This window comes from Stenotrophomonas sp. C3(2023), from assembly GCF_032911385.1.
In the GTDB taxonomy this organism is placed as follows: Bacteria; Pseudomonadota; Gammaproteobacteria; order Xanthomonadales; family Xanthomonadaceae; genus Stenotrophomonas.
In genome coordinates this window covers 3,411,054-3,422,525 of the sequence record NZ_JAWJLO010000001.1, presented here as the reverse complement: position 1 = coordinate 3,422,525, position 11,472 = coordinate 3,411,054, and the positions used below count along the sequence as shown (strand labels likewise).

The following is an 11,472-nucleotide window of genomic DNA, read 5'->3' as shown; positions in this document are numbered from 1 at the left end:
GGCTGCTCAGTGCGCCGGCTTCTCGTGCTTGTCGCCGTGGCCGCTGTTCATCAGCTTGTCGGTCCAGGCGATACCGATCGCCGAGAGGATGAACACGCAGTGGATGATGGTCTGCCACAGCACGCCTTCGGGGGTCAGGGTCGAGCAGGTGTCCGCGCCGAGGTTCGAGGCGGCGGTCGCCATGCGCTCGGGCGGGCACAGCGGCAGGCCGCCCAGTGCGCCGGAGGCGATGAACGTCTTGAGCAGGTGGATCGAGGAGATGCCGATGATCGCCATCGCCAGCTTGACCTTCAGCACGCTGGCGTTGACGTGGCTGAGCCACTCCGGCTGGTCCGGATGCCCGTCCAGGCGCAGGCGCGAGACGAAGGTTTCATACCCGCCCACGATCACCATCACCAGCAGGTTGGAGATCATCACCACGTCGATCAGGCCCAGCACGATCAGCATGATCTGCTGCTCGCCCATCGTGATGGAGTGTGTGATCAGGTGCCACAGTTCCTTGCCGAACAGGTAGACATAGACGCACTGGGCCACGATCAGGCCCAGATACAGCGGCAGCTGCAGCCAGCGCGAGGCGAAGATCAGCGAGGACAATGGGGACGTGTGGTACGGGCGGCTCATGGGCGGCATGCTGCGTTGCAGGAAAGGGCGCAGATTACTGGCCGCAGGCCACAGTGCCAAGACACCCCCGGCACTACACTCGGGTCCTCCTTCGCTGAGACCGCACGTCATGATTGATCTGCACTATTGGCCGACGCCGAACGGCCATAAAGTTACCCTGCTGCTGGAAGAGACCGGGCTGGACTACCGCGTCCATCCGGTCAACATCGGCGCGGGCGACCAGTTCAAGCCCGAGTTCCTGGCCATCTCGCCCAACAACAAGATGCCGGCCATCGTTGACCATGCGCCGGCCGACGGCGGCGCGCCGCTGAGCGTGTTCGAGTCCGGCGCGATCCTGGTCTATCTGGCGGAAAAGACCGGTCAGTTCCTTTCCAGCAAGCCGCGCGAGCGTCTGGCCACGCTGGAATGGCTGTTCTGGCAGATGGCCGGCCTCGGCCCGATGAGCGGCCAGATGGGACACTTCAACGTCTACGCGCCCGAGAAGATCGGCTATGCCATTGAACGCTACGACACCGAGGTGCGCCGCCTGCACGGGGTGATGGACAAGCGCCTGGCCGAGCACGAGTGGCTGGCCGGTGATGCCTACAGCATTGCCGACATGGCCAGCTATCCCTGGATCGGCGCCTACAGCAGCCTGCCGGTGGATTACGCGGCCTTCCCGCACCTGCAGCGCTGGCAGCAGGCGATCGCCGCACGCCCGGCCACCGGGCGCGCCTATGCGCTGGCCCGGCAGGTGAACCCGGCAGCCGGCCAGCCGCTGAGCGAGGAAGAGCGCCGCCAGCTGTTCGGCAAGCGCTGACCGCTCGGGTTAGGATGGACCCCGCCCGTCCGCGCTGGTGCGCGGGCGGACCTGCCGCGATCCGGAACCGTCCATGCGCCACCTGTTTGCCTCGCTCGCCCTGATGCTCGCCACCAGTACCGCCGTCCACGCCGAAAAACTCACGCTCGAGGCCATCACCGGGCCGCTGCCGCTGTCGGGCCCGACGCTGATGAAGCCCAAGGTGGCACCCGACGGCTCGCAGGTGAGTTTCCTGCGCGGCAAGGAACAGGATCGCAACCAGCTGGACCTGTGGAGTTACGACATCAGCAGCGGGCAGACCCGCCTGCTGGTCGATTCGAAGGTCGTGCTGCCCGGCAGCGAAGCCCTCAGTGACGAGGAGAAGGCACGCCGCGAGCGCCAGCGCATCGCCGCGATGACCGGCATCGTCGACTACCAGTGGTCGCCCGATGCAAAGACCCTGCTGTTCCCGCTCGGCGGCGAGCTGTACCTGTACGACCTGCAGCGGCAGGGCCGCGCGGCCGTACGCCAGCTTACCCACGGTGAGGGCTTTGCCACCGATGCCAAGCTCTCGCCGCAGGGCGGCTATGTCAGCTTCGTGCGCGGCCGCAACCTGTGGGTGATCGACCTGGCCAGTGGCCGCCAGATGCAGCTCACCCACGACGGCAGCGCGACCATCGGCAACGGCGTGGCCGAGTTCGTGGCCGACGAGGAAATGGACCGCCACACCGGTTACTGGTGGGCACCGGATGACTCGGCCATTGCCTATGCACGCATCGACGAAAGCCCGGTACCGGTGCAGCAGCGCTATGAGATGTATGCCGACCGGACCGATGTGGTCGAGCAGCGCTACCCGGCCGCCGGTGACCCCAACGTGCGGGTCCAGCTGGGGGTGATCAGCCCGCAGCCGCAGGCACAGACCCGTTGGTTGGACCTGGGCAGGAACCCCGATATCTATCTGGCCCGCGTCGACTGGCGCAGCCCGCAGCAGCTGAGCTTCCAGCGCCAGTCGCGCGACCAGAAGCAGCTGGACCTGGTCGAGGTGGATCTGGAAGACGGCACGCAGCGCGTGCTGGCCCATGAAACCAGCCCGACCTGGGTGCCGCTGCACAACAGCCTGCGCTTCCTGCGTGATGGCAGCTTCCTGTGGTCGTCCGAGCGCACCGGCTTCCAGCACCTGTACCGGGTTGACGGCAAGGGCAAGGCGCACGCGCTCACCCAGGGCCAGTGGCAGGTCGATGAACTGCTGGCCGTCGACGAAGAGGCGGGCAAGGTTTATTTCCGCGCCGGCATCGACAGCCCGCGCGAAAGCCAGATCCACGTCGTTTCCCTGCAGGGCGGACAACCGCAGCGGCTGTCGACCGCGCCGGGCATGCACAGCGCCAGCTTCGCGCGCAATGCCAGCGTCTACGTGGACAGCTGGTCCAACACCCGCACGCCGCCGCAGATCGAGCTGTACCGCGCCAGCGGCGAGAAGATCGCCACGCTGGTGGACAACGATCTGGACGATCCGCAGCACCCGTACGCGCGTTTCCGCGACGCGCAGCTGCCGGTCGAGTTCGGTACGCTGACCGCGGCCGATGGCCGCACGCCGCTGCACTACAGCCTGATCAAGCCGGCCGGCTTCGACCCGGGCAGGCGCTATCCGGTGGCGGTCTACGTGTATGGCGGCCCGGCCGCACAGACCGTGACCGACAGCTGGCCCGGTCGCGGCGATCACCTGTTCAACCAGTACCTGGCTCAGCGCGGCTACGTCGTGTTCTCGCTGGACAACCGGGGCACGCCGCGTCGAGGCCGTGATTTTGTCGGGGCGCTGTACGGCCGCCAGGGCACCGTCGAGGTGGACGACCAGCTGCGCGGTGTGGCGTGGCTGCGCCAGCAGCCCTGGGTCGACCCGGCGCGCATCGGCGTGCAGGGATGGTCCAACGGTGGTTACATGACCCTGATGCTGCTGGCCAAGGCCTCCGACCACTACGCCTGTGGCGTGGCCGGCGCCCCGGTGACCGACTGGGGGTTGTACGACAGCCATTACACCGAGCGCTACATGGACCTGCCGGCACGCAACCCGGACGGCTACCGCGACGCGCGCGTGCTGACCCACATCGACGGCCTGCGCGCGCGGTTGCTGCTGGTGCACGGCATGGCCGACGACAACGTGCTGTTCACCAACTCGACGGCGCTGATGAGCGCGCTGCAGAAGCGTGGGCAGCCGTTCGAGCTGATGACCTACCCGGGTGCCAAGCACGGCCTGTCGGGCAGCGACGCGCTGCACCGCTACCGCCTGGCCGAAGACTTCCTGGGGCGCTGCCTGCGCCCCTGAGGCCGCGCAGCCGTTGAACCGGAAGGAGTCCGCCATGCCTCAGCCGCCGCCGCTACCCGCTGCACGCAGACCCCGTGCACGACCCGCCTGCTGGCTGGTCAGTCTGGGTATCGCGCTGGTTGCGCTTGGGTTGGCGGCCAGCGTGATCTGGGCCGTCAACCGCTGGAGCGAGGCCGCCCACGCCAGTGCGCCGATGCGCGAGGCGATGCGGCGTTCCAGCTGCAGCGTGGAACTGGTGGCGGTGCTGGGCGAACCCCTGCGTGCCGACCGGGTGCCTTATGGGCAGATCCACCAGCGCGACGATGGCCACAGTCTGATCGACCTGCGTGTGGGCCTGCATGGCCCGCAGGCCAGCGGCACGCTGCATGTGCGTGGCCACCGCCACGATGGCCGCTGGGACTACCCGGTGATGTACGTGCTGCTGCCCGACGAGCGTCCGCATGACCTGACCGAACTGGACGACGCCGAAGCGGCGCAGCGCTGCGCCCTGCAGACCTGCCGCGAGGAAGGCCGCTGCCCCGCACCGCCGGGCGGCCTGGCGGCCTAGCGCAGGCGTGACCTCCGGCCCGTGGTGGGCGCGCGCGGCGGTGCTACCGTGCAGGACATTCCCCCTGTGCCGGAGTGCATGATGAAGCCGCTTGTCCTTGCTGTTGCGTTGGCGCTCGGCGCCACCTCCTCGTTGTGCGCACCTGCGGCGATTGCGGCGCCTGGCCAGCAGGTCGAGCGGGCCGCACCGGCCTGGGTGGAGCGCAGCAATACGCTGGCGCAGATCCTGCTGGATGCACAGGGGCCGTTCCAGCCCGAGGAAACCGGCTTCTTCGGTGTGCCTGGCTACGATGACAAAGTGGCCGACTTCGGCCCGGACAACGGCAAGCGCTACCGCGCCGCGATGACCGCCGCTCGTGCCGAACTGCAGGCAAAGCTGGCCACCGAGAAAGACCCGAACGTGCGCCAGGACCTGGCGATCATGATCAAGGCCGCCAGCGAGAGCATCGAAGGCAGCGAGCTCAACGAAAAATACCTGCTGCCGTGGAGCGACGTGCCGCAGACGGTGTTCAGCGGCCTCAACCTGCTGCTCTCCGACCAGGTGCCGGCCGAGCGCCGGGCCAAGGCGCTGGACCGTCTGAAGGCCTACGCCGGCCTGCAGCCCGGTGGCACCGCGCTGACCACGCTGGCCCGCCAGCGCTACGAGGAACGGCTGGCCACACCGGGCCTGCTGCAGCCGACCCGCATCGAGGTGCAGCAGTCGCTGGACAACGTGGACACCTACATCAGCGGCATCGATTCGCTGCTGAAGAAGTACCAGGTGGCCGATACCGATGGTGCGCTGGCCACGCTGTCGACCCAGCTCAAGGATTACGCGGCGTGGACCCGCGCCGAGGTGCTGCCCAAGGCCCGCACCGAGACGCGTCTGCCGGCGCCGCTGTATGCCTACCAGCTCAAGCGCGTGGGCATCGATGTGGACCCGGCGCTGCTGATGCAGCGTGCCCAGCTGGAGTACATGGAGACCCGCTCGGCGATGCGCCAGCTGGCACCGCTGGTGGTGCAGGCCAAGGGCCTGAAGGTGGCCGACCCGACCGATCCGATCGCCGTGGTGCGCGCGCTGAAGGCCGATACCATCGCCAATGACCAGCTGGAAGCCCACTACCGCGGTGTCATCGATGCCATCGACCCGCTGATCCACCAGCACCGCATCGTCGATGTGCCGAAGCGGCCGATGCAGATGCGGCTGGGTTCAGCGGCCGAGAGCGCGGCCAGCCCGGCCCCGCACTTCCTGCCGGCGCCGCTGGTCAACAACACCGGGCAGCAGGGCACCTTCGTGCTGCCGGTGGGTAACCCGGCGGCGGGCAAGGACGTGCAGTACGACGACTTCAACTTCGGCTCGGCGGCGTGGACGCTGAGCGCGCACGAGGGACGTCCGGGGCACGAGCTGCAGTTCACCGCCATGGTCGAGCGCGGCGTCTCGCTGGCCCGCACCATGTTTGCCTTCAACTCGGTCAACGTCGAAGGCTGGGCGCTGTATGCCGAAGCGGAAATGGTTCCCTACGAGCCGCTGGACGGGCAGCTGATCGCCCTGCAGTTCCGCCTGCTGCGTGCCGCCCGGGCGATGCTCGACCCGATGCTCAATCTCGGCCAGATCGACCGTGCGCGTGCCGAGCGTGTGCTTCTTGATGGCGTGGGCCTGTCGCAGGCGATGGCCACCCAGGAACTGGACCGTTACACCGTACGTGCACCGGGCCAGGCGGGCAGCTACTTCTACGGCTACACCCGCATCCTCGAGCTGCGCATGCAGACCGAGCTGGCGCTGGGTGAAAAGTTCGACAGGCTGGCCTTCAACAACTTCCTGCTCGACCAGGGCCTGCTGCCACCGGACCAGCTGGCCGAAGCGGTGCAGCAGGTGTTCGTCCCGCGTTACCGCTGACGCTCGCAGGCGACCCCGGCGCGCGGCGCCGGGGCGCGCACGCTCAGCGCTGCGGCGTGATGGTCTGGGTGGGCAGGCGCGGTGCGGGCCGGCCCGCGTCGGGCACCCAGATCGCCACACCCGCCGCACGCTTCTGGGTGGTTGGAATGCCGATGCCGACGCCGCCGCCCACATGGGAGCCATAGCTGCCAGCACCGACCGACATGCCCACCGGCGAGCCGCTGGAGCCCACCCCCATCAGGATCACGCCGTTGGCTCCGAGCGCAGCGGCCTCGCGCTTGAGACGCTCGACCGCTGCATCGGTCTGGCCCTGCGTGCCGAAGCCGACCGCGCTGGAAGATTCCAGCTGCGCGATCTCGATGGCGCCGGCCGGCGGGGTGGAATAGATCTGGACTTCGGCCGGATTGATCGGCGCGCGGGCCTGGCCCAGCATCACCTTGGAGGTGCTGGCACAGCCGGCAGTGACCAGCAGGATGGCGGCAAGGGCCGCACAGCGCATGTTCATGGCGTAAACCCCTGAATGTAGGGAAGCTATCATCGTTTCACGGCCCTGAAGCGGAGCCAACGTCGTCCGCTGGCGCTTTGGCCTGCCTGCAGGCTGGCAGACCCCGGGTGACAGCGGCGCCAAGCGCCCGCTAGGCGGGTGTCACGCAAACGGCTATGGTGGGCGCAATCGCCATAGGGGAGTGGTCATGGGGCTCATCAGTCTGTTGTGGGGCGTGGTGTCGGTGTTGTGGATGGTGCTGGCCCTGATTCCCCTGCTGGGATGGGGCAACTGGTTCCTGATTCCCTTCGCCGCCGTCGGCGCGGTGATCGCGGCCATCGGCATCCTGTTCACCCACCCGAGCAAGCGCGGCCGTGCCTGGACCGGTCTGCTGCTCAACGGCATGGTGGTGGTGGTGGGCATCGCCCGCCTGAGCCTCGGTGGCGGCATCATCTGAGCCGGCACCCGCAGGCCGGCCGGGTGCGACCATCGGTCGCAACCGGTCAACCTGCGCCAGAGCAGGGGCGTACAATGACGGGCTTGCCGCAGGCCCCGTGCGTCGGGGCGGCAGCGGCCCTGTCCCCGCAGCGTTCCCCTTCGAATGATCATCCGTCCTCGCCCCCACGGCTGGCAGCTTCTTTACATCCTGCGCGGCTCCATCGTGCCGGCCGTCGCCCCCAAGGTGCTGGCGATCCTGGTGCTGGCCATCGTGGTGTCGGCGGTGGTCGAGCTGGGTAACCCGCCGGGCATCGAGCGCGTGTCGGTGGTGCCGTTCACCCTGCTGGGCATCGCACTGTCGATCTTCCTGAGCTTCCGCAACAGCGCCTGCCATGAGCGCTGGTGGGAAGGCCGCAAGCTGTGGGGCCAGCTGGTGTTCGAATCGCGCTCGCTGGGGCGCCAGCTGCAGGCGCTGCTGGCCGACGACGCGCCGCGCCGCGAGCGGTTGGCAACGCTGGTCATCGCCTTCGCGTACGCGCTGTGCGCCCGTCTGCGCGGCAATGAACCGGCGTTGGCCGCCCTGCCGTGGCTGCAGCCGGCCCAGCGCGAGCAGCTGGCCGAGCGCAGCAACATCCCCGATGCCCTGCTGGCGATGATGGCCGTGGAGCTGGCCGACGCGCTGCGCGAAGGTGCGCTGTCACCGATCCTCTATGCCCAGTTCGAAGAGCGCCTGCATGCGCTGTCCTCGATCCAGGCCGGCTGCGAGCGCATCCTCGCCACCCCGTTGCCGTTCGCCTACACCCTGCTGCTGCACCGCTGCGCCTGGATGTTCTGCGTCCTGCTGCCGTTCGGGCTGGCAGCCACGCTGGGCTGGGCCACCCCGGTGCTGTCGGCGGTGCTGGCCTATGCGTTCTTTGGTCTGGACCAGCTGGGCGAGGAAATGGAAGAACCGTTCGGCACCGAGCCGAACGACCTGCCGCTGGATGCCATCGTGCGCACCATCGAGATCGACCAGCTCGACGCGCTCGGCGTGCGCCCCCTGCCGGCGCCGCTGCAGCCGCAGGGCTACCGCCTGCAATGACCGCTCACCCCTTCCGCCATCCGCGCAGCACTGGCTGCCTCTGGAGACCGTCATGAGTCATCCGCTTTACCGCCCCCGCCGCATGCGCCGCGACGATTTCTCGCGCCGCATGATGCGCGAGAACACCCTGACCACCGACGACCTGATCTACCCGGTGTTCGTGCACGAGCATGCCGGCCGCGTGGCGGTGCCGTCGATGCCGGGCGTGGACAGGCTGTCGATCGAGGAACTGCTCAAGGTGGCCGAAGAGGCGCTGGAGCTGGGCATTCCCGTGCTGGACCTGTTCCCGGTGATCGACCCGGCGCAGAAGTCGCTGGACGCGGCTGCGGCCTGGGACGAAGACGGCCTGGCGCAGCGTGCGGTGCGCGCGCTGAAGCAGCGCTTCCCCGAGCTGGGCGTGATGACCGACGTGGCGCTGGACCCGTACACCACGCACGGCCAGGACGGAATCATCGATGACAACGGCTACGTGCTCAACGACATCACCGTCGACGCACTGGTCAAGCAGTCGGTGTCGCATGCCCAGGCGGGCGTGGACGTGGTTTCACCCTCGGACATGATGGACGGCCGCATCGGCGCCATCCGCCGCGCGCTGGACGAGGCCGGCTTCATCAACACCCGCATCATGGCCTACTCGGCCAAGTACGCCTCCGCGTTCTACGGGCCGTTCCGCGATGCGGTGGGCAGCTCGGCCAGTCTCGGCAAGGCTGACAAGAAGACCTACCAGATGGATCCGGCCAACAGCGATGAAGCGCTGCGCGAGATCGCCCTGGACCTGGAAGAAGGTGCCGACATGGTCATGGTCAAGCCCGGCATGCCCTATCTGGATGTGGTGCGACGGGTGAAGGACACCTTCGGCGTGCCGACCTTCGCCTACCAGGTCAGCGGCGAGTACGCGATGCTCAAGGCGGCCGCCGCCAACGGCTGGCTGGACGAGCGTGCCTGCGTGCTGGAGTCGCTGATGGGCTTCAAGCGCGCCGGCGCCGATGGCGTGCTGACCTATTTCGCGCCGCAGGTAGCGCGTTGGCTGCGCGGGCGCTGACAATAGCGCCCTGACGAACGGGAGACAGGCGGCATGGAAAGTACGGCAGCGGCTTACGAACTGGGCGCCGGCCAGTGGTTCATCTGGATCGTCGGCGTACTGGTATTCGGTGCGCTGATCCTGCTGGTGGCCCGCGCCGCCTTCCGTGCCGGCCGACGACCGCCGGAGCAGTTCTCGGCCGCAGCGCGGCTGGCGCGCGAGCAGCAGCTGGACCCGCAGCTGCAGGCCGATCTTGCCGCACTCGCGCAGCGCCGCGAGGACGGCCAGCTCAGCGATGCCGACTACGAGACGGCACGCGCCGAACGCCTCGGTCAGCGGCGATGACAGGGCCGCTGTGACGGTGGTAGGTGACGACCGTTGGTCGTCACGCCTCAGCGGCGCAGCCGTGCCGTGGCGGCGTGCGGCCAGGCAACAGCGTGACGACCCACGGTCGTCCCCTACCGGAGCAGCCTCCGCTCTTCGTGGCTCACCGCGCGCAGCGCGGCAGGGCAGCGCCTCAGCCGGGCCGGCACGGCTGCGCGGCGCGTGGCTGCGGCGCGAGCATGCGATAGACATCCAGGCCGCCGGCGCGCGGCGCCCGGGCGCTGCTGCTGACCAGCAGCAGCTCGCTCGGCTTGGCCGCATCGACGACCGGCGCCAGCGTGCGGCCCTGCGCGGTGTTGAACGACAGCGCCAGCGGCTGGGTGGCCTCACCGCTCCAGGCGCAGGCGCTGGTCCACAACTGTCGCTGCCCGGCGGTGCCGCGGGTGAACACCACGGCGCCGTCGTTGCCCAGCCAGTCCGCCCCATCCACGCCGTCATCGCCGCCCAAGGCCGACAGCGGCTGGGCCAGCCCGCGCCGGGCGCCCTGCAGCGCGCTCACCCACAACTGCGCTGGCTGGCCACGGCCCGGCGCGCGTACCGACAGCAGCCAGCGTCCATTGCGACTCAGCGCTGGTGCGCGCTCGCTCACCGCGTTACGCGTGGTCCCGGCCGCGGGCAGCCGTTCGGGCTCGCCCAGTGCGCCCTCGGTTGACACCGGCACGCGGTACAGCGCCATCGCACCGTCGCGGTCGGACGCAAACAGCAGCCAGCGGCCGTCATGGCTGAAGTACGGATCGATGTCGTCGCCGCTGGAGTTGAGCGGCAACGGCTGCGGCTGCTGCCAGCGTCCATCGATCAGCCGCGCCTGCCACAGGTTCCAGCCTTTGTCGGCGCCCTCACGGGTGCTGGCCCACACGATGGACTGTCCATCGGCGGCGACGCTGGCGCGGCCCTCGTCAGCGCGCGTGGAGACCACACCCATGCCTTCAATGCCGTATTCATTCAACGCCATCGCCACAGGGGCACAGAGTAGACTGGCAGTGAACGCCAGCAGGGGCAGGGCAGATCGCATGGTCCGGGTCCAGCAGGGCGGGGCCGTCCAGTGTAGGGCGTCCCACCGAACCAACCGAGGATTCCATGACCGATCGCTACGCCGTCTTTGGCCACCCCGTCGCCCATTCCCGCTCGCCGCAGATCCACGCGGCTTTCGGCAGCCAGGAAGGCATCACGGTGGATTACCGCGCCATCGACGCTGCACCGGGCCAGTTCGAGGACGCCCTGGAGGCGTTCGCGGCCGACGGCGGTGTGGGCGCCAACGTGACCCTGCCGCACAAGGAAGCCGCCTTCGCGCTGTGCACCACGCTGACCGCGCGCGCGCGCCGCGCCGGCTCGGTCAACACCCTGCTGCGCAAGGGCGAACGCTGGCATGGCGACACCACCGACGGCATCGGCCTGGTGCGCGACCTCACCGACCGCCATGGTCTGGACCTGCGTGGCCGCCGCGTGCTGCTGCTGGGTGCAGGCGGTTCGGCACGCAGCGTGGCACCGGCCCTGCTCGACGCCGGCATTCTGGAGCTGGTGGTGGTCAACCGCACGCCGGAGCGCGCCGATGAACTGATCGACGCCATGGGCGAGCCGGGCCGCGCGCTGAGCCGCTACTGGGACGACCTGCGCGAGCTGGGTGACTTCGAGCTGATCATCAATGCGACCTCGGCCGGCCGCGACCGCGACGCCGAGTTCAAGCTGCCGCTGTCGCTGGTGAACTCACTGACCGCCGCGGTCGACCTCAACTACGGCGAAGCCGCCATCGCCTTCCTGGCCTGGGCACGCGCAGCCGAGTGCCGCAACGTCATCGATGGCCTCGGCATGCTGGTCGAACAGGCGGCCGAGAGTTTCCAGCAGTGGCATGAAGTGCGCCCGCAGACCGACGCGGTCTACCAGACCCTGCGCACTGGCGCGGCAAGCCTGAGCGACGGCGCCTGA

12 protein-coding genes are annotated in these 11,472 nt (G+C 68.9%); 9 read left to right on the top strand and 3 right to left on the bottom strand.

Annotation, left to right across the window (positions count from 1 at the left end):
• Positions 1 to 6: 6 nt before the first annotated feature.
• Positions 7 to 621, bottom strand: a complete 615-nt coding sequence (locus RZA67_RS15200; protein ID WP_317213563.1) for a TIGR00645 family protein — start codon at positions 619 to 621, stop codon at positions 7 to 9.
• Between the two features lie 109 nt (positions 622 to 730).
• On the opposite strand from RZA67_RS15200, the gene RZA67_RS15195 reads away from it, so the two are divergent.
• From RZA67_RS15195 to RZA67_RS15180, 4 genes are all read left to right on the top strand, one after another.
• Positions 731 to 1,420, top strand: coding sequence for a glutathione binding-like protein (locus RZA67_RS15195; protein ID WP_317213562.1), 690 nt, complete (start codon positions 731 to 733; stop codon positions 1,418 to 1,420).
• Positions 1,421 to 1,493: 73 nt separating this feature from the next.
• The gene (locus RZA67_RS15190; RefSeq protein WP_317213561.1) at positions 1,494 to 3,719 is read left to right on the top strand and encodes a S9 family peptidase; all 2,226 of its coding nucleotides are present in this window, start codon (positions 1,494 to 1,496) and stop codon (positions 3,717 to 3,719) included.
• 34 nt (positions 3,720 to 3,753) lie between these two features.
• Complete coding sequence (locus RZA67_RS15185; RefSeq protein WP_317213560.1) at positions 3,754 to 4,266, top strand: cytochrome c oxidase assembly factor Coa1 family protein; 513 nt, start codon at positions 3,754 to 3,756, stop codon at positions 4,264 to 4,266.
• A gap of 81 nt (positions 4,267 to 4,347) precedes the next feature.
• Entirely contained in the window at positions 4,348 to 6,141 is a 1,794-nt protein-coding gene (locus RZA67_RS15180; protein WP_317213558.1) for a DUF885 domain-containing protein, read from the top strand.
• A 43-nt stretch (positions 6,142 to 6,184) separates the two neighbouring features.
• Here RZA67_RS15180 and RZA67_RS15175 read toward each other — a convergent pair whose 3' ends face one another.
• Positions 6,185 to 6,646, bottom strand: coding sequence for a hypothetical protein (locus RZA67_RS15175; RefSeq protein WP_317213557.1), 462 nt, complete (start codon positions 6,644 to 6,646; stop codon positions 6,185 to 6,187).
• Between the two features lie 187 nt (positions 6,647 to 6,833).
• Between RZA67_RS15175 and RZA67_RS15170 the strand changes: the two genes are divergently transcribed.
• From RZA67_RS15170 to RZA67_RS15155, 4 genes are all read left to right on the top strand, one after another.
• Positions 6,834 to 7,082, top strand: a complete 249-nt coding sequence (locus RZA67_RS15170) for a hypothetical protein (protein ID WP_317213556.1) — start codon at positions 6,834 to 6,836, stop codon at positions 7,080 to 7,082.
• 144 nt (positions 7,083 to 7,226) lie between these two features.
• Positions 7,227 to 8,144 (top strand): bestrophin family protein, encoded by a 918-nt coding sequence (locus RZA67_RS15165; RefSeq protein ID WP_317213555.1) that lies wholly within the window; start codon positions 7,227 to 7,229, stop codon positions 8,142 to 8,144.
• 52 nt (positions 8,145 to 8,196) lie between these two features.
• Positions 8,197 to 9,186 carry a porphobilinogen synthase gene (gene hemB, locus RZA67_RS15160; protein ID WP_317213554.1) on the top strand — a complete coding sequence of 330 codons (990 nt, stop codon included), beginning with the start codon at positions 8,197 to 8,199 and terminating at the stop codon, positions 9,184 to 9,186.
• A gap of 33 nt (positions 9,187 to 9,219) precedes the next feature.
• The gene (locus RZA67_RS15155; protein WP_317213553.1) at positions 9,220 to 9,510 is read left to right on the top strand and encodes an SHOCT domain-containing protein; all 291 of its coding nucleotides are present in this window, start codon (positions 9,220 to 9,222) and stop codon (positions 9,508 to 9,510) included.
• Between the two features lie 172 nt (positions 9,511 to 9,682).
• Here the strand turns inward: RZA67_RS15155 and RZA67_RS15150 are convergent, their stop codons facing one another.
• Positions 9,683 to 10,561, bottom strand: coding sequence for a hypothetical protein (locus RZA67_RS15150; protein ID WP_317213552.1), 879 nt, complete (start codon positions 10,559 to 10,561; stop codon positions 9,683 to 9,685).
• A gap of 65 nt (positions 10,562 to 10,626) precedes the next feature.
• Here RZA67_RS15150 and aroE point away from each other — a divergent pair, with 65 nt between their 5' ends.
• Positions 10,627 to 11,472 carry a shikimate dehydrogenase gene (aroE, locus tag RZA67_RS15145; protein WP_317213551.1) on the top strand — a complete coding sequence of 282 codons (846 nt, stop codon included), beginning with the start codon at positions 10,627 to 10,629 and terminating at the stop codon, positions 11,470 to 11,472.